General features: G+C 70.3%; 16 protein-coding genes. 6 read left to right on the top strand and 10 right to left on the bottom strand.

Features of this window, described 5'->3' with window-relative positions:
• Window positions 1-264: 264 nt before the first annotated feature.
• Window positions 265-1272 carry a methyltransferase domain-containing protein gene (locus tag C882_RS20565; protein ID WP_009542613.1) on the bottom strand — a complete coding sequence of 336 codons (1008 nt, stop codon included), beginning with the start codon at window positions 1270-1272 and terminating at the stop codon, window positions 265-267.
• A gap of 215 nt (window positions 1273-1487) precedes the next feature.
• On the opposite strand from C882_RS20565, the gene C882_RS20570 reads away from it, so the two are divergent.
• Window positions 1488-2633 carry an efflux RND transporter periplasmic adaptor subunit gene (locus tag C882_RS20570; RefSeq protein ID WP_009542614.1) on the top strand — a complete coding sequence of 382 codons (1146 nt, stop codon included), beginning with the start codon at window positions 1488-1490 and terminating at the stop codon, window positions 2631-2633.
• 16 nt (window positions 2634-2649) lie between these two features.
• Complete coding sequence (locus tag C882_RS20575) at window positions 2650-5763, top strand: efflux RND transporter permease subunit (protein ID WP_009542615.1); 3114 nt, start codon at window positions 2650-2652, stop codon at window positions 5761-5763.
• 7 nt (window positions 5764-5770) lie between these two features.
• Here the strand turns inward: C882_RS20575 and C882_RS25590 are convergent, their stop codons facing one another.
• Window positions 5771-6460 carry a response regulator transcription factor gene (locus tag C882_RS25590; protein ID WP_009542616.1) on the bottom strand — a complete coding sequence of 230 codons (690 nt, stop codon included), beginning with the start codon at window positions 6458-6460 and terminating at the stop codon, window positions 5771-5773.
• 134 nt (window positions 6461-6594) lie between these two features.
• On the opposite strand from C882_RS25590, the gene C882_RS20585 reads away from it, so the two are divergent.
• Window positions 6595-6900: a hypothetical protein gene (locus tag C882_RS20585; protein ID WP_009542617.1), complete on the top strand. Its 306-nt coding sequence runs from the start codon at window positions 6595-6597 to the stop codon at window positions 6898-6900.
• A 32-nt stretch (window positions 6901-6932) separates the two neighbouring features.
• On the opposite strand, the gene C882_RS20590 is transcribed toward C882_RS20585, so the two are convergent.
• The 4 genes from C882_RS20590 to C882_RS20605 all read right to left on the bottom strand — a co-directional run bounded on the left by C882_RS20590 (window position 6933) and on the right by C882_RS20605 (window position 10603).
• Window positions 6933-7265, bottom strand: coding sequence for a hypothetical protein (locus tag C882_RS20590; RefSeq protein WP_009542618.1), 333 nt, complete (start codon window positions 7263-7265; stop codon window positions 6933-6935).
• A gap of 103 nt (window positions 7266-7368) precedes the next feature.
• Window positions 7369-8556, bottom strand: a complete 1188-nt coding sequence (locus tag C882_RS20595; protein WP_009542619.1) for a type III PLP-dependent enzyme — start codon at window positions 8554-8556, stop codon at window positions 7369-7371.
• A gap of 114 nt (window positions 8557-8670) precedes the next feature.
• Window positions 8671-9426, bottom strand: a complete 756-nt coding sequence (locus C882_RS20600; RefSeq protein WP_009542620.1) for a dienelactone hydrolase family protein — start codon at window positions 9424-9426, stop codon at window positions 8671-8673.
• A gap of 46 nt (window positions 9427-9472) precedes the next feature.
• On the bottom strand, window positions 9473-10603 hold the full coding sequence (locus tag C882_RS20605; protein ID WP_083876089.1) for an EAL domain-containing protein: 1131 nt from the start codon (window positions 10601-10603) through the stop codon (window positions 9473-9475).
• Between the two features lie 183 nt (window positions 10604-10786).
• On the opposite strand from C882_RS20605, the gene C882_RS20610 reads away from it, so the two are divergent.
• The 3 genes from C882_RS20610 to C882_RS20620 all read left to right on the top strand — a co-directional run bounded on the left by C882_RS20610 (window position 10787) and on the right by C882_RS20620 (window position 12638).
• On the top strand, window positions 10787-11086 hold the full coding sequence (locus C882_RS20610; protein ID WP_009542622.1) for an SCP2 sterol-binding domain-containing protein: 300 nt from the start codon (window positions 10787-10789) through the stop codon (window positions 11084-11086).
• A 70-nt stretch (window positions 11087-11156) separates the two neighbouring features.
• The gene (locus C882_RS20615) at window positions 11157-11789 is read left to right on the top strand and encodes a DUF6134 family protein (RefSeq protein ID WP_009542623.1); all 633 of its coding nucleotides are present in this window, start codon (window positions 11157-11159) and stop codon (window positions 11787-11789) included.
• Window positions 11790-11867: 78 nt separating this feature from the next.
• Window positions 11868-12638, top strand: a complete 771-nt coding sequence (locus tag C882_RS20620) for an alpha/beta fold hydrolase (protein ID WP_009542624.1) — start codon at window positions 11868-11870, stop codon at window positions 12636-12638.
• Window positions 12639-13022: 384 nt separating this feature from the next.
• On the opposite strand, the gene C882_RS25310 is transcribed toward C882_RS20620, so the two are convergent.
• From C882_RS25310 to C882_RS20630, 4 genes are all read right to left on the bottom strand, one after another.
• On the bottom strand, window positions 13023-13172 hold the full coding sequence (locus tag C882_RS25310) for a hypothetical protein (RefSeq protein WP_009542625.1): 150 nt from the start codon (window positions 13170-13172) through the stop codon (window positions 13023-13025).
• Window positions 13173-13202: 30 nt separating this feature from the next.
• Complete coding sequence (locus C882_RS25150) at window positions 13203-13376, bottom strand: hypothetical protein (RefSeq protein WP_009542626.1); 174 nt, start codon at window positions 13374-13376, stop codon at window positions 13203-13205.
• Window positions 13377-13472: 96 nt separating this feature from the next.
• A complete protein-coding gene (locus C882_RS20625; RefSeq protein ID WP_009542627.1) occupies window positions 13473-15536 on the bottom strand; it encodes a threonine dehydrogenase in 2064 nt (687 codons plus the stop codon).
• Entirely contained in the window at window positions 15533-18298 is a 2766-nt protein-coding gene (locus C882_RS20630) for a DUF4159 domain-containing protein (protein WP_009542628.1), read from the bottom strand. The genes C882_RS20625 and C882_RS20630 overlap by 4 nt, the downstream gene beginning before the upstream one ends.

Here is an 18298-nt window from a genome sequence, read left to right on the forward strand (position 1 = left end):
CCCGGGCGCCGCCGGCTCCCCCGCAGGGCGCGGGGGGCCGGGGGGGCCCGCCCGCCGGAGCCGCTGTCCACGCCGCATCCGTCGCCGTCGACGGGCACCGCCGCATCGCCGAGTTTCGACATTGCCCCGGCCGTTTCGACTTGGGCTCAACCGCCGCCCCGAAAGGCGCAAACCCCCGAGCCCAAGTACCGGTCTTGTATATCATTATGCGGAGGCGCGGCGGAACACCTATTTTCCCCTGCTTGGTGGAAAATGCGGCGGCCGTCAATGCGGGTTCAGGCCGCGGTGCTCCCTCAAAAGGTCGCGCGCCGGGATCGGGCTCTCGCGCCGGCGACCGAAGAAATAGCTTCCGGCAGCGGTGTCGTAGGACCCTTCGCGGCGCGCCAGCAGGTGATCGCCGTAGCGCACCGGCCAGGACAGAAGCCGCGCCGCCGCCTGTAGGCCGCTGCGCACGGACCCGCGCCGGCCAAAGCTGGTCAGCCAGTATTCGAAGGTCCACGTCAGCGCCATGCCGGGACCGCCGGCCATGCCCGCGCGCAGGGTGTCGAAGCGGCGGAACAGCGCCCGGTGGCCCAGCACGGTGAAGCGGGTGAAGTCGTGCGCCCCCATGTGGACCTGGGCGATGAAGGGCGTCACGGCGTAGACCAGCCCGTCCGGCCCCAGCACACGATGGATTTCGGCGACGCAGGCATGGGGCTCCAGAACGTGCTCCAGCACCGAGCAGCAGACCACCATGTCGAACCTGCCGTCCGCGAAGGGCAGCTGGTGGGCGTCGCAGACGTAGTGGGCATTGGGACCGACAGCGACGTCCGTGTAGACCATCCGCAGCCCCGGCCGCGCCGGCAGGGTCGCCTCGCCGGCACCGATCACCAGGACGCGCGCCGCCGGAACCTGCGCCGCCAGCGCATCCAGGGCCTGGGCGGCGCTGAAGTCCGAGGTGTTGTAGCTGCGATCGGGCAGCCGCCGCAGCACCGCCCGCGCCAGGCGCTTGATGGCACCGCCCCGCGCCGCCGCAGAGGCCTTCACGGTGCCCGGCATGGCTGCGCCGCCCGCGGGTGCCGTGAAGTCGGCGATGCGGAACAGGCTGGCGTCGTCGTCGATGAGCACCGGCACGCCGCGCACGACGGGATACGCGCGCTCGGGCACCACGCCGACGCTCACCAGCGCCCCCTCCCGCGGTACCAGGGGCGCCCCGGTGGCGGGGCAGCGCAGATCGGCGATGGTCAGGCCGCCGGGCATGTCGGCTGGTGCGACCTGGGTGGTGTTGGACATTGCTTCCCCCGGACTCGAAAACGGCGCTCGCACGCCCCCTCAAAGGGTCCGCTCTGCGCCGGGCGAATTCCATTCCCACTGCGGGGTGCCCGGCTGCTGCGTCGGCGTTACGCCGTTCGGCGCCATGAGCCGCTGTCGCGCGCCTTTCTTGTCATGACGAATGGTCCTACATAGAGGGTCCGGCCGTAGAGGCGGGACGGAGAAAGACGGAGATCATGGTCAAGCGCCTGTTGTGGCTTCTGCCGCTGCTCATCCTGGCCGCCGGCGTGTGGGCCTACGCTGACGGCGTCCTGCGACTGCCGTGGCAGGAGACGGCCGCCGGCGCGGGCGGTGGTGCCGAGGCGTCGCGCGCCCGCCCGGCCAAGCCCGTGGCCGTGGCGCCGGTGGAGCGCGTCACCATCACCGACGAACTGACCGCCAACGGCACCGTCCGGGCCACCGAGAGCGTCACCGTCGCCGCCGAAGCCTCGGGCACGGTGGAAGAGGTGATGTTCGAACACGGGGCCGAGGTGGACAAGGGTGCGCCGCTGGTCCGCCTAGACACCACCGAGGCCGAGGCCGAGTTGTCCGCCGCCCGTGCCGAGCTGGAAACCGCCCGCCGCGCCTTCGACCGCGCCCGCCAGCTCCGCGCCAACGGCACCATCGCTCAGGGCCCCTTCGACGATGCCCAGGCCGCCCTGGAGGCCGCCCGCACCCAGGTCGCGCTGGCCGAGGTGACCCTGCGCAAGCGCACCGTCGCGGCGCCCTTCGCCGGCCAGGTGGGCTTCCGCGAGATCAGCCCCGGCGCCTACCTCCAGCCGGGCGACGAGATCACCACGCTCGATGCCATCGAACGCGTCTACGTCGACTTCATGGTGGCCGAGGACAATCTCGCGCGCGTCGAGCGCGGGCAGACCGTCACGCTGCAATCCGTCGCCCGCCCCGATGCCGAGCGCACCGGCGCGGTGCTGACCGTGGCGCCGCGCGTCGATCCGGTCAGCCGACAGGCCCGCGTGCGCGCCCAGGTCGACAACGCCGACGGCCTGCTGCGTCCCGGCCAGCTGGTGCTGGTGAACGTCGCCACGGCCCGGCGCGAGACCATCATGGTTCCGGCCAGCGCCGTCGTGCCCGTCGGCTACCAGCATTTCGCCTTCATCGTCGGCGAGGACGGGACGGCCCAGCGCCGCACCGTCACGCTGGGCCGGCGCACCGCCGACCGGGTGGAGATCACCGCCGGCATCGAGCCCGGCGAGCGGCTGGTGATCGAAGGGGCGGCGAAGCTGCGCGGCGGCGACGCGGTGCGGATGGTCGATCCCCTGGCAGTCGATGCCTCACGCGATACCGACGGCGGCGCGACCGGCGCCGTCCCGGCCGAGACCTGAGCGGCGGGAGGCGTCGTTGGTCATTTCCACCCTGTCGGTCAAGCGCCCCATCGCCGCGGCGGTGGTGAACCTGCTGATCCTGGTGTTCGGCATTTTCGCCCTGGGCCAGTTGTCGGTGCGCGAGGCGCCCGATATCAACCCGCCCATCGTCTCGGTGAACACCAGCTACACCGGCGCAGCCGCCGAGGTGGTGGAAAGCCGCGTCACCAAGATCGTCGAGGACTACCTGAGCGGCATCGAGGGGGTGGAGACCATCACCTCGGACTCCAGCGAGGGCCACTCCCGCGTGACGGTCGCATTCGACCTGGACCGCGACATCGACAACGCCGCCAACGACGTGCGCGACCGCGTCAACCGGGCCCTGCGCGACCTGCCCGAAGACATCGAGGCGCCGCGCATCTCCAAGGCCGACGAAAACGCCGACGAGGTCATGTGGCTGACGCTGCGGGCCGACCACCTGGAGCCCATGGCGCTGACCGACATGGCGGAACGGCTGGTGGTCGACCGCCTGACCAGCGTCGACGGCGTGGCCCAGATCAACGTCGGCGGCGAACAGCGCTACGCCCTGCGCGTCTGGCTCGACCGCGACGCCCTCACCGCGCGCGGCCTGACGGTGGCCGACGTGGACGAGGCGCTGCGGCGCGAGAACGTGGAGCTTCCCGCCGGCCGCCTGGAGGGCAGCGCCCAGACCCTGGCGGTGCGCACGGTGCGCAGCTACCAGACGCCCGACGAGTTCAACGCCCTGCCCGTCGCCACGCTGGACAACGGCGACATCATTCGGCTGGGAGAGCTTGCCCGGGTGGAGATCGGGCCGTCGGACACCCACCGCCACTTCCGCGCCAACGGGCGGGAAGCGCTGGGCCTGGGCATCATCGCCCAGGCCGACGCCAACGTTCTGGACGTCGCCGCCGGCGTGAAGGCCGAGGTGGAGCGCATCATCGCCGACCTGCCCGAAGGCACCGACGTCGGCGTGTCCTACGACAGTTCGGTCTTCGTGGACGCCGCGCTGGACGGCGTGCTGGAGACGCTGGTGGTCGCCATCATCCTGGTGACCGCCGTCATCTACCTGTTCCTCGGCTCGGGCCGCATGACGATCATCGCCGCCACGGCCATCCCGGTCTCGCTGCTGGGCGGCCTGCTCGCCATGTGGGCGCTCGGTTTCACCATCAACGTGCTGACCCTGCTGGCCTTCGTGCTGGCCGCCGGACTGGTCGTGGACGATGCCATCGTGGTGGTGGAAAGCATCTGGCGCCGCTTCGAGAAGGGAGAGGCCGCCCGTCCCGCCGCCATATCGGGGGCACGCACCGTGGGCGTGGCCGTCATCGCCACCACCGGCGTGCTGGTGGCCGTCTTCGCGCCGCTGGCCCTGCAGCAGGGCGACGTCGGCCGCCTGTTTGCCGAGTTCGCCCTGACCATGGCCGCCACCGTCATCGTCTCCACGGTGGTGGCACTGACGCTGGTGCCTGCCATGTCCGGCCGGTTCCTAGGCAGGGAGCACAAGCCAAACGCCCTGATCCGCCTTGTCGACGCGGCGCTGGAGCGGCTGGAGGGCGGATACCGGCGGGCGCTGACCCTGTTCCTGCGCTCGCGCGTGCCGGTCGTGGTGGTGCTTGTGGCCGCCGTGGCCGCCGTCTGGGCGCTGTACCGCGACATTCCCCAGGAGCTGACGCCGCCCGAGGACCGGGGCGGGTTCTGGGTCGTCGTCAACACGCCCGAGGGGTCTGCCTGGGACTACGCGAAAAGCTATGTGGAAACCCTGGAGGACGCCCTGCTTCCGCTGGTCGGCGAGGACGGCGGCATCCGCCAGGCGCTGACCGCCATCTGGGGCAGCGGCGAGCCGCGCGTGCGCGGCATCGTCGCCCTGCACGACTGGGAGACTCGCGGGCGCTCGCAGGACGAGATCATGGACGAGGTGCGCGCCAACCTCGCCGACCTGCCGGGCGCCACCACCTATGTGCGCGGGCGATCCGGCCTCGCGTCGGTGGGCGGCGGCAACAGCAGCCGGCTGAGCGTCGTACTGGGCGGCCCCACCTACGAGGACCTCGCCCGCTGGCGCGACATCATCGTGGAGGAAATGGAGGCACACCCCGGCCTGCGCGATCCCGGCAGCGACTACAACGAGAAACGCCCGCAGCTGCTGGTCACCGTCGACCGCGCCCGCGCCGCCGAACTGGGCGTTTCGGCGCGCGAGGTGGGCCGCACGCTGCAGACCGCCCTGGCCTCTCGCACGGTCAGCACCTTCGTCGATCGCGGCGAGGAGTACGACGTCATCCTGCAGGCCGGCGCCGCGGACCGCGACGCGCCGGCCGACATCACCGGCCTGTTCGTGCGCTCCGACCGCTCCGGCGACCTGATCCCGCTGGAAACGCTGGTGTCGCTTGAGGAAGTCGCCTCGGCATCCAGCTACAACCGCTACCAGCGCATGCGGGCCGTGACCATCTCCGCCAGCCTGGGACCGGACATGCCCCTGGCCGAGGCCGTGCAGTGGGTGCGCGACACGGTCCAGCGCGAGCTGCCGGGGGATGCGCGGCTGTCCTTCACCGGCGCAGCCCAGGAACTGGTGGAGGCCACCGACGCCGGCTGGACCACCTTCGCCCTGGCCCTGGCGGTGGCCTTCCTGGTGCTGGCCGCCCAGTTCGAGAGCCTGCGGCTGCCGACGCTGATCATGATGACCGTGCCGCTGGCCATGACGGGCGCCCTGTTCGGCCTGTGGGTGACGGGGTTGACGCTCAACATCTACAGCCAGATCGGCATCGTCATGCTGGTGGGGCTGGCCGCCAAGAACGGCATCCTGCTGGTGGAGTACGCGACCCAACTGGCCGAGCAGGGCAGCCGGCGCCTGGATGCCGCCGTGGACGCCGCGGTGGCGCGCCTGCGGCCGGTGCTGATGACCGCCATCTCCACGGCGGCCGGCGCGGTGCCGCTGATCCTGAGCACCGGCGCGGGGCACGAGACGCGGCAGGTGCTGGGCGTGGTGATCCTGTCGGGCATCGCCTTCGCGACGCTGCTGACCCTGTTCGTGGTGCCCACGCTCTACCGCTGGACGGCCGTGAAGGGGGCCGGCGACCGGGTCGGAACGGCGGTGAAGGACGATGCCGAGGCACCGGCCGTCGGCCGGGCGGCGGAGTAGCGCGCGGTCAGCGGCCGGACCGCCGCCGATCCTCCATGGCGATCTCCGCAAGAATGCCCCGCGCCACCGCCTGGGCTGTGGTGCGCGCCCCGAAGTGGCGCTTCAGGCTTTCGATGTGCTTTTCCACCGTGCGCACCGACAGGCCGAGCGCATAGGCGATCTCCTTGGCCATCAAGCCCGACGCGAGCAGGCTGAGGCACTGGCGCTCGCGCATGGTCAGCCCGTCCTGGCGCACGGGAGAGACGGCATCCTCCACCACCAGGCGGATGCGCGACAGCGACAGGCAGCTCTCGCCGTCCCGGGTGGGCAGGATCAGGCGGTCATAGACGGCGAAGCGGTCCTGGATGCGGCTGCGGACGCGGTACAGCGCCGCGCGCCGCTCGGACTTGGCGATGGCGTAGTGTGGCGCGACGTTGTCCAGAATGTACTGCCTGTCGGGATAGTCCCCCAGCGTGGACAACGAGCCACGCATGTCCACGCCCATCTCGCCGATCTGCACGGCAAAGCCCAAGGGATCGGCGGTCGACATGTCGACGCTGTAAAGGTTGGTCAGGCCGTCTTTCAGCCCAGGATCTGACGAAAGACGGTGCAGCACGCTGTCCAGCCCGTCGCCCGCCTGTTCATGCGCGGCCAGGGCCTCGCACAGCAGCGGGTCGGTCGTCGGCTCCAGCCGCAGCCGGGTCGAATCGCACAGCATGAACCCCCCCGGGTTGTATTCATTGCCAAAATATCGCTGAAGGACTGGGTATTATCCCCCATTGGCGGGCACTTTGGCACACCCCTATAGTTGGCGCTAATAAAAAGAGATCAGCGCTCAAAGGGTTGAGAATCATGACTGTTTCGCGCCACCGGCTGGTCGAGGCCGTTCGCGAGGCCGCCTACCAGTGCGCCTGCCCCGAAGGAAGACGAAGCGTCGCCGCCATCCGCCCCGACGCACCCCGCCTGACTGTCATCGAAGACGCCACCGAAGCCGCGTTGGCGTGCACGCAGTGCTTCGGGGAATGCCCGTGCCTGCAGCCGCTGGTACAGCTCATCAACCATTGCGTGATGGAAAGCCGCCGGCCGTTGGGCCTGCATGTGCCTCCTGACATGCGCGACGACCACGGCGAGCCCCTGTCCTGCATTGCCGGCGGTTGAGCGCCGCATCGCCGTTCCAGCGTCTCAGCCGGTCACCCGATCAACCCCAGCACGATCCCCAGAAGCGCCAGCCCGCCGATGATGATGCCGGCCCACAGGCCGGGGCTCATGGGGCTCTTGCGCTGGGGCTGTTCGTGCGCGGCAAAGTGCTTCTGCTTCTGCTGGGCGCGCTGGCCGGTGCGTTTCTGATCCTCGGCGGCCTTGGCGGCCTCGGCCTTCGGTGTCGGCGTGCCGGCGGCCTCGGCGCCCGTTTCCAGCGGCGCGGTCGCCGGGTCGTGCTGGTTGATCTTGTCGCCCGTCTCGCCCCGATCCGTGGCGGCGCGAACCTGGTCCGTCTCGGTCGGCTTCTGCGACGTGTCGGCCATGAGGCTGTCCTCTCCCTTCCGATGATCGGAGTGCTTGTGAAGGGAACGGGTACGGTCGCGCCGGGGTTTCCGCGGCGCCGCCACGCGCGACGCGGCGCGAACCTCAGCCGGCGAAGGGCGACGCAGCCTGCACCTGGTCGGGCAGCATCTCGTTGACCGGCCCGTCGTCGTCCACCTGCACGAAGCGGTCCGCCCAGAACCCGTTGAAGCCGGTGCGCAGGACGTTGGAATAGGCCCCCATCATGCCGATCTCGATCCAGTCGCCGGTGCGCACGTCGGCCGGCAGCCAGAAGGGTCCGGGCATGGTGTCGATGCTGTCGCAGGTGGGGCCGTAGAACTTGAACACGGCCTCCTCCCCGACAGGGCCGGCGCCCTCGGGCCGCAGCACGCGCATGGGGAAGACGGGGCCCAGCAGCTTCAATTCCGACAGGCCGCCGTAGACACCGTCGTTCAGGTAGAGCCGGTCGCCCGCGCGCAGCTCGACACGCACCACCGCCGACATGCCGCCAGCGACCAGCGCCCGGCCGGGCTCGCACAGGACCTTGGGATCGCCCTTGAAGGTGATCCAGTCCAGCGCCTCGCGGATTTCCGCCGAGACCTCGGGAAATGTCGGCTCATCGCCCCGGTACCGGGCCGGGAAGCCGCCGCCCACGTCCAGCAGGTCGATGGGCACCTTCGCCAGGTCGACGGCCTGTGACGCCATCTCCAGCGCCTTGATCCAGGCCGAGGCGCTGATGCACTGGCTGCCCACATGGAAGGTGAGTCCCGCCCGCCCGGTGCGGTCGCGACAGGCGCGCAAGAGCGGCGCGGCGGTTTTCGGGTCGATGCCGAACTTCGACGACAGGTCCACCAGCGCCATGCCCGCCACAGTGCCCAGGCGCACCATGAGCGTCAGGTCGTCGGCGTTTTCCGTGGCGGCCAGAATCTTGTCCAGTTCCTCGGCATGATCCAGCGCGAACACCCGCACGCCGTGCTCGAAATAGGCTTCCTCGATGGCCCTGGGCGTCTTGACCGGGTGCATGAAGGACAGCCGGTGATCGGGAAACAGGGTATGCGTGCCGCGCACCTCGGCGGCCGAGGCCACGTCCCAGTGCCGGATGCCGCCCTCGGCCAGGGCCTGAAGCACCACGGGATGATCGTTGCATTTCACCGCGTACATGACCTCGCCGGGGAAGGCCGCGATGGCCTCGCGCGCCGTATCCGCGATCAGGCGCGGGCGCAGGCAGTACATGGGCGAGTCCTGGGGTGCGGCATCCAGGGCCTCTTCCGTGGTGGCGAAGGTTCTGAGCATCGGGCCTCCGGTGCGGTGGGCAGAACGGCGCGGGCGCCGGCCTTTAAGCCTACGCCCTTGCGCTCCTTGCGAAAAGGCCCCGCCGAAGCGGGGCCCGTTCTGCTGCCGCCGGCGTCAGGAATGCTTGAGGTGCTTGAGCAGGAATTCCTCGGTGCGCCGGTTGGCTTCCGTCGCCGCATCTTCCTTGTAGTGACCCGCGTCCGTCTGGCGGGCGAAGGCGTGCGGCGCGCCGGGATAGTGGTAGGTGGTGACGTGGCTGTTGCCCTGCAGGCCCTCGATCACCGTCTCCTGCTGCTCCTTGGAGACGAACTCGTCGTTGCCGGCAATGTGCAGCATCAGCGGTTTGGTGATGCCCTTGCACTCGTCCAGGTACTTGTCGATGTTCACGCCGTAGTAGCCGACGGCGCAGTCGGCGTCGGTGCGGCATGCGGTCAGGTAGGCCAGCAGGCCGCCCAGGCAATAGCCGATGGCGCCCACCTTGCCGGTGGTCTCCTTCAGCGTGCGGGCGTGGGTGATGGTGTCCTGGATGTCCTGGAGGCCCTTGTCGATGTCGAACTTGCCGAACAGGTCGAAGGCCTTCTGCATTTCCTGCTCGTTGGTCGGGTCCAGTTCGATGCCGGGGTCGATGCGCCAGAACAGGTCGGGGCAGATGGCGGAATAGCCCATCTGCGACAGGTTTTCGCAGATGCGCCACATCTCCTTGTTGATGCCGAAGATTTCCTGGCACACCAGCACGCAGGGCGCGGGGTCCTGGTGGGCGGCCGGTGCGAAATAGGCCTTGAACGTGCCGTCGCGGCCGGGAATATGGATCATGTGGCCCAGCGTCTCGCGGGTGCTCTTTACCGGATCGGGGCCTTCCAGATCGGCCATGGTCTGTCCTCCCTCTCTGCTGTGCGTGGCCTTCGGCGATCAGCCTCTACAACGGGACCGCCCCGTCGCGCGTTGCGAGCGGCCCGCCCCCGGAAGCCGGTGGCGCCGCCGCGGCGCGACCGTAGAGGAAGCCTTGAAGATAATCCGCGCCGTGGGCCCTTAGCCAGTCCGCTTCCGCATGAGTCTCCACACCTTCACACACGGTCGCGATGCCGATCTCGCGCGCCATGCGCAGCAGGCCCGCCAGAATGGGCGCCTTGACCGGGTCGTGGTCGACGCCGCGCACCAGCGCCATGTCCATCTTGACGTAGTCGGGGCGCAACTCGTGCAGGGCGTTCAGCGACGCGTATCCCGCCCCCAGGTCGTCCAGCGCCACCTTGAAGCCGGCGGAGCGGTAGACGGTGAGGATTTCCTTCAGGTGGTCCATGCTTTCCACGCTGTCGCCCTCGCCCACCTCGAACACGATGTTTTCCGGCGGATAGCCCAGCGACTCGATGATCTTGACCGTCGAGCGCAGGCAATGGTGCGGGTCGTAGATGGCCGCCGGGCTGAAGTTGATGAACAGCCGGCCGCGATAGCCGCGCTCCACCGCGGTGCGCACGGCCGAGGTGCGGGCGGCCAGGTCGACCGGAAACAGCATGTCGGCGGCACGCGCGGCCATGATGATGCGCCCGCCGCCGATCAGGCCGTCCGGGCCGGCGTCCTCTCCGTCCAGGGGAAGGCCGCGCGCCAGGGCTTCCACGGCGAAGGGTTCGCCGGTGGCGGCCTCGACGATGGGCTGGAAGTGGCTGGTCAGCCGCTCGTCGTCCAGAAGCGCCGACAGCCACCGGGCCTCCCCCCGGTGCGCCAGGCCCTCCAGCGTCGTCACCTCGCCCAGGGCGGCCAGCCCGGCCTCGCCGCCGTCCGGCACGAACAGCGCGCGCACCGCCGTGCGCTCCACTGGCGTCAGGGCCTTGGACAGCTCCTGGCACAGCGGCGTCAGCCAGCCGGTCCCGACCGCAACCTCGGCCCGCTTGCCCGCGGCGGCGACCGTGTGGGGCAGGTCGGCTGTGCGAATGGTCTCCAACAGTTTCTTCGCGACATGCCCCGCCGGCCACCACAGGTGCAGCGTTCCGCCGGTGTCTACGGGCGCTGGCCGGGCGGCGCAGGAGGGACAGGCGATCGGCGCTCGGGTCATGGGAAAGCCTCCGTTCGGTCAGGGTCTGGGTCTGACGTCTTGCGGTCGATCTTACGGAGGGGTGGTACGACATCCGATCGGATATGGATCAGGGCGCCGGCTTTATTCCCTATACGACAAGGCGTTTACCTAAACGTCATTCGGCTGTAGGCTGGCGGCATCTCCATCATTCGGGAAACGACCATGAGCCTCGAGTCCATCGAACACCGGCTGACACCGCTTCTGCCCCGCCTGGGGACGGTCAACGCCAAGGTGAAGATCGTCGTCGACAAGACCGACATCATCCACCTGGATGCCACGCAGAAGCCTGCCGTCATGACCTTCGCCGACGGTCCGGCCGACTGCACCATCAAGATGTCGCGATCGAACCTGGAAAAGCTCATTGACGGCAAGATGGACCCGATGGTGGCCTTCGCCATGGGCCGGTTGAAGGTGGACGGCTCGAAGTCCGTCGCCGCCAAGCTGACCGGCATTTTCGGCTGAAGCACGCGGCGCGGAACCGGCGCAGGACAGACGCCGCGCCGCCCTGATCGTCGCAGGGAGGATGATTACGATGACCATGCTGCTTCACCGCACCGCCACCGCCGCGGCGGGCTTCGCACTCGCGCTGCTCGCCGCCCCGGCGCTGGCGGCCGCACCGGCGCCCATGGAGTTCACCGTGCTGAAGGACGGGAAGCCCATCGGCGAGGAGACCTACACCTTCTCCGAGGCGCCGAACGGCGCGCTGACGGTGGAGGTGGAGACGCGCACCGACGTCCAGGTGCTGTTCCTCAAGTTCCACTACCGCCACCAGCGCACCGAGGTCTGGGAAGACGGCGTGCTGACGCGCATGACCGCCAAGACCGACGACGACGGCGAGCCTCACAAGATCGCGCTCGCCCGCGAGGACGGCGGCTACCGCGTGGAAGCCGACGGCGCAATCCGGCGCGAGGCGCCCGACGTGCTGCCGCTGACGCTGTGGACGCCCAAGGTTCTGGAACACGACCGGGTGCTGTCCATCATCGACGCCGAACCCTATGCCGTGGAGGTCGAGGAAGCGGGCACCGAAACCCTCGACGGCGAGGAAGCCGTGAAGTACGAGATGTCCGGCGACATCGACCGCGACCTCTGGTATTCGCCGGACGGACAGCTTCTGAAGGTCCAGTTCACCCGCTCGGGCTACAACATCGAATACGTCCGCCGGTAGAGGGTGGGACCGACCGCTTTGCGCTCACGCGGGCGCCGGGCTATGCTCGGTGCCCGCGACGTTTTTCGGAGGCATCCCATGGAGTTGGCATACACCGAGTACGGCGAGGCCGGGGCGCCGCCGATGGTGATCGCGCACGGCCTGTACGGCCAGCGCAAGAACTGGACGACCATCGCCAAGGGACTTGCCGACGACCTGCACGTCTTTACCGTCGACCTGCGGAACCACGGCGACAGCCCGTGGGACGCCAGCATGGACTATCGCGACATGGCCGCCGACCTGCGCGAATTCATGGCGGCGCGCGGAATCTTGGGCGAGGCGATCCTGGTGGGGCACAGCATGGGCGGCAAGGCGGCCATGACGCTGGCGCTCACCGATTCCGACGCCATCGCGGGCCTGGTCTCGGCCGACATGCCGCCGGCGCGGCTGAAAGCCGACACGGTGCGCTACGCCGCCATCATGAAGGCCGTCGACCTGGATGCCTGCGAACGGCGCGGCGACGTGGACAAGGCACTGGCCGCCGACGTGCCCGAGCAGATGGTGCGCCTGTTCCTGCTGCAAAGCCTGGAAAGCACGAAGAACGGCTTCCGCTGGAAGCTCAACCTGGACGCCATCACCGAACAGTGGGACCGGATCGCGGACTTCCCCGTGACCGACCGGACGTACGACGGGCCGGCGCTGTTCCTCTCGGGCGGCGCGTCGCCCTATGTCCAGCCCGAGCACGAGGACATCATCGCCCGCATGTTCCCCAACGCCCTTGAAAAGCGCGTGCCCGGCGCGGGCCACTGGCTGCACGCGGAAAAGCCCGACGACGTGGTGCAGGCCCTGCTGGAGTTCGCGGGCGTGTAGCGGATTGCGGGGCGGCTCGCGGCAGGATGGTTAGCACCGTATGTGGACTCCTGCTTTCGAGCGTGTGAAGAAATCGGTGGACGGTCCCCGGTCGGAGCGCGGCAGGATGATTGGGAGCAAAGGTGGATTCCTGCTTTCGCAGGAATGACGGCTTATTTTTTGTTTTCACAACAATACGTTAAGAACTCCGTCGCCCCTGCGAAAGCAGGGGCCCACCGACGCGGTTAGCCGCCCTTGCGACACCTCTAATGGCAGCCGGCCGATTTCTTGACACTGTCGAAAGCACGGGCCCACGCACTCCGCCAGCCACCCCTGCACCCACAAAAAACGCCGGGCACCCCCTCGGGCACCCGGCGCTTTTCGCTCAGGGCGGCGCGCGCCGCCCTATTTGCGGTCCTTGTCCTTCCCCTCGGGCTCGCCAGGGGTGAAGGACGGCGGGTCTGAGGCGGGGAAGGTTTCCTCCACGGCCTCGTCTACCTTTTCATCCTTGTCCTGCGGGGTCTTGTCCTCGGGCTTCTTCGGATCGCCGGTCATCTGGGTCTCCTTGGTTCCGGTCCGGGACGGTCATTTCGTATGGTCGGGCGCACCGCTGTCCTGCGGCGTCCACGACGGCGGATCGCTCGCCGGGAAGGTCTCGTCACCGGCCTCGTCCACCGGGTCGGTCGGGGGCGGCGGAGGGGGTGCCGGCGCCTTGGCCGGGGCCGGCGTGTCCTCGCCCTTGTTGGGGTCTGCGATCATGGCTGGGCGCTCCCATTCTGAAGGGCGTTAACATTCTGAAAGACCTACGCCCGGTGACGGGTTCCGGTTCGGAAAGAAGGCGGGGACGGTCCCGCGTCACCGCCCCTCGCGCCACCAGGCCAGCACCACGCCCCCCAGGATCAGCAGGATCGCCGCCCACAGCGGCAGCAGCGGAATCTGCCGCACGCCGGCGACCACGTAATCGCCATTGGCGCGCATCCCCATCCAGCCCGAACCGGCCATGGCGGCGTCGGGGGAAACGCGGCGTATCTCCGGCAGGCCGTCCTCGGCCAGCCACCATAGGCCGCCGCCGGAGGCCTCCACCACCGGGCGCAGCTTTGCGTCCGTCGCCACCACGGCCGAGGTCTCCAGCGGATTGGCGGCGCCGGCGGCGGCGATGGCCTGCATCTCGCCGTCGCCGATGCGGTAGACGCCTGGCTCGTCCACCGGCAGCGTCGCGGTGGAGCGCCCGCCCGGCGCCTCGGACAGCGGCACGGTTTCCTCGCGGCCCGAGGGCGTGGTGACGGTCACCGTTTCCGGCGCCGGGTCCAGGGAGCGACGCTCGATCTGCAACTGCCCGCCCGAGACCTCGGCGCGCAGGGCCTCCTCTTCCAGGTCCGGTTCCTTCATCAGCCAGTGGGCCAGGCGCCGCACCAGTTCCGCCTGGGGCCCGCCGCCGCGCCAGCCCTTTTCCCACAGCCACAGCGTATCCGACAGCAGGAGCGCGACGCGCCCTTCGTCCACCCGGTCGAGCAGCAGCAGAGGCTCGCGCTCCGCGCCCGTCATGACGCTGGTGGCGTCGGGCTTGGGGCGGGCCTGGATGTGGCGGATCCAGGGGCCCAGCGGCGGCGCTCCCGCCTCGGGCACGATCGCGTCGGTCACCGGATGGCGCAGGCCGACGCCGGCGACGCGCGGGCGAAAGGCTTCCGGCAACACCTCGCCCGACGGCGCGGCGGGCAGGATGTCGGCCAGCGGGCTGTCGTACAGGCTGAAGGGCTGGGCGAACTCGGGTCCCACCGCCAGCAGCAGCGCGCCGCCCTGGCGCACGTAGTTGGCCACGTTCGCCATGTAGGGGTTGGGCACCAGGCCGGATCGCATGTAGCGGTCGAAGACGATCAGGTCGAAGTCGTACAGCCGTTCCTCGAACAGCTCCTGGATGGGAAAGGCGATGAGCGCCAGCTCGCGCAGGGGCGTCAGGTCGTCCTTGGACGGCGGGCGCAGGATGGTGAAGTGCACCAGATCGACGTTGGGGTCGGACTTCAGCAGGTTGCGCCAGGCGCGCTCGCCCATGTGGGGCTTGCCGGAAATCAGCAGCACGCGCAGGCGGTCGCGCACGCCGTTGATCGCCAGCGCCGCCTGGTTGTTGAGCGGCGACAGGTCCTCTTCCCCGCCCGGGGTCTCCAGCGCGACGACCGTCTGGCCGGCGTGGGAGATGTCGACGGGCACCCGCACGGCGCTGCCCACCGGCACCTGCATGGTGCGGGTTTCGCCGTCGTTGACGGTGATGGTCAGCGGCACGCGGGTGCCGTCGGCCAGGCTTTCATCCTCCACCCGCACCGTCAGGCTGACGGGCTTGCCGACCAGGCCGAAGTCGGGCGCGCTCTGCACCAGCAGGCGACGATCGCCTTGGTCAGGCTCGCCGGTCAGCAGGGCATGGACGGGATACCCCGGCCCGCCCTCGGCCGGGTCCTCGGGCGCGTCGTGGACCTGGCCGTCGGTCACCAGCACCGCCCCGGCCACCCGCCCGCGCGGCACGTCGGACACGGCGCGTTCCAGCACCTCGAACAGGCGGGTCCCGGAATCGAGCGTCGAGGTCACCCGCTCCACCCGCACGTCCAGGCTGTCGTCGGCCGAGAGCTGTTCGGTCAGCTTTTCCACCGCCAGCGCGGTCTGGCTCTGGCGCTCGCCGACGCGCTGCGACAGGCTTTCGTCGACCACGATGACGGCCACGTCCTCCAGCGGGCGACGGTCCTCCTGCACCACCTGGGGGTTGGCGACGGCGATAAGCAGGGCGGCGACCGGAATGGCGCGCACAAGCGTCCCCCGCGCCCGGCGAAACAGCCCCCAGCCGAACAGCAGCAGCGCCACCACCGCCAGGGCGATGAGGGCGGGCCAGGGGATGACCGGCGCGAAGACCAGGTCTGTAACGGCCTCGATCATTGCGTCAGGCGCTCCATGATGGCGGGCAGGTGGACCTGATCGGCCTTGTAGTTGCCGGTCAGGGCGTACATGACCAGGTTCACGCCGAAGCGATAGGCGACCTCGCGCTGGCGCTCGCCGCCCGGCACCACGGGCGCCAGATAGGCTCCCTGGGGCGAACGCGCCCAGGCCGCCGCCCAGTCGCCGTTGCCGATGATGACCGACGACACGCCGTCATTGCCGCCGCCGGGCGGCTCCACCCACAGGGTCACGTCGGCATACCGGCCCGGCGTCTCCGACAGCAGGTAGAAGCTGCGGGTGACGACGTGATCCTCGGGCAGGCGCACCAGCGGCGGAATGTCGAACTGCGCGAGCGTCGCCTGCACGTCCTGCGGCGGGGTTTCGCGCGTGTCGAACAGGATCATGCCGCCATGGCGCAGGTAGTCGTTGACCTTGGCGCGGGCCGAGACGGACAGCCGCATGCCGCCCTCGGTCACCGGCCAATAGATCATGGGAAAGAACAGAAGCCGGTCGGTTTCCGGGTCCACCGCCATGGGCTCGGCCAGTTCCGCCGACGATCGCGCGGCCAGCACGCGCGTCAGGCCGCGCATGCCGGCTTCCGTCATGTCGTCGACGGTGGAATCGCCCGTGCGCACCCACGCCAGCCGCGTGTCCAGAACCGCCTCCAGTGCCCGGTCCGAGGCCGGATCGGCGGGCGGCGCGTCCTCCTGCGCGCGGACCGGGCCGGGACCGAGCGCCAGCAGCGCCGACAAGCCGGCGGCGAGCATCACCGCCGCCGCGCCGGCACCGCCTTTAGGCGCCGGGATGCGTCGCGGCGGCCGCGGCGACAGGCCGCGCAGGGCATAGCTCACCACCCAGTCGACCAGCGCCAGGATCAACGCCGCCAGCAGCAGCCACGGACGCAACTCCACCTCGCGCCCGATATCGGCCACCGTCGCGCGCTCCACTCCGCGCGGCAGGCCGGACAGGGCTTCCAGCGGCGGCACGTGGTCGACCAGGTTCACCGCCCGGCGGTTCTGCGGCGTGCCGTAGTAACCGGGCGGATGCGCCGGCCCCAGCTCCAGGGCCGCCAGCCCGGCGGGCGTCACGGCGCGCGCCGTACCCGGCGGTTCACTCAGCCGGCCGAAGGCGTCCAGCAGCGACAGCGGCGGCAGCGGCCGCCCGGCATCGTCGCCGGCTTCCGCCCCCGCCACGCCGGGCGACAGCGACAGCAGCCGCTCCATCATGGCGGGGAACAGGCCAGACAGCGGCAGCGACGACCATTCCGCATTGGCGGTGGTGTGGAACAGCACGACCCAGCCCTGCCCCAGCGGCTCGGCGGTGACCAGCGGCGTGCCGTCGGTCAACCGCGCCCATGTCTTGTCGGGCAGCGAGGGGCTAGGCTCCGCCAGCACCTGGGCAGAGACGGAAACGTCGTCGGGCACCCTGAGGCCGGCGAAGGGGCTGTCGTCGGGGAACGGCGCGAGCGTCACCGGGTCCGACCACGTCAGCGTGCCGCCGAACTGCCGGCCGCCGCCGCGCAGGCGCACGGGCAGAAGCGGGTCGGTGACCACGTTCTGCTCCAGCCTGGGCCCGGCGAAGCGCACCAACACGCCGCCGGCCTCCACCCATTCCGACAGCCGCCGCGCCTGGGCGCCCTGCACCGGGCCACTGTCGGCGATGGCGAGCATGGCGAGCGGCCGGTCGAGGAGGGCTTCCACGGTGCCCTGCCGGGTCTCGGCCACGCGATCCAGCGCGCGCTCCAGATAGTAGATGTCGCCCAGCAGCGGCAGATCGGCCCCCATGGGCGAGCCCGAGGCCAGCCCCACCGGCCGCCGACGCCAGGTGTCGTCGAGCAACACCACGGCGCCGGCGCTGGCGACACCCTCCAGATCGACGCGCCCGATGGCGTTGAGCAGGTCCGCCGGCACGTCCGCCCTGGCGCTGGCCGTGGTTTCGCCGGGCGCGAAGGTCAGCTCCGCCCGCGCCACGCCGCGCCCCTGCGCGTCCAGCACGCGGGCGGCGACGGTGCGTTCCGGCGCATCGTCCCCGGCGGCACGTCGGGCGGTCAGCAGCAGGCCGTCGCCCTCGCGCTCCGGCCGATCCAGCAGCATGGTGCCGCTCCCGCCCGTCAGCACGGTCAGCGATCCCAGCCGCTGAAGCGTCTCCGCCAGGGCGGCCGATTTTTCCGTCTCCAGCCCGTCGGACAGCCACACGACTGCGGCGCTGCCCTCGAACGACAGACCCCGCACCACCTCGCGCGCCCGTTCGTGGTCCACCGGCCAGGGATTGGGCGTGAGGCTCTGCAGGGCGGGCCGCAGTTCCGCCGCGGCTCCCAGGTTGCCGGCCGTCATGGGGTCGCCGTCGGGCGGCGGCGCGGTGGTCAGGAGCTGCACCGGCCGGCCTTCGCGGTCGGCGCGGGACACCAGGTCCAGTGCCGCCTGACGCCGCGCCGGCCAGTCGGCGGCCGAGGCCCAGCCGTCATCCACCACCAGAAGCAGCGGCCCGCCGCCGTCCGCCCCGGCCACGGGGTTGAGCAGCGGCCGCGCCAGGCCGACGATCACCAGCACCACGATCAGCAGGCGCAGCAGGATCAGCCACCAGGGCGTGCGGGCGGTCACGTCCTCGCGCGCCTGCAGGCCCAGCAGCAGACGCAGCGCCGGGAAGGTCATGCGGCGCGGCGCCGGGGGCGTGACGCGCAACAGGAACCACAGGGCCGGCAGCAGGATCAGCGCGGCCAGCACCCAGGGCGCGGCAAAGGCGATCGGGCCGAGTGTCCACAT

The sequence above is a fragment of the Caenispirillum salinarum AK4 genome, assembly GCF_000315795.1.
Classification (GTDB): domain Bacteria; phylum Pseudomonadota; class Alphaproteobacteria; order Rhodospirillales; family Rhodospirillaceae; genus Caenispirillum; species Caenispirillum salinarum.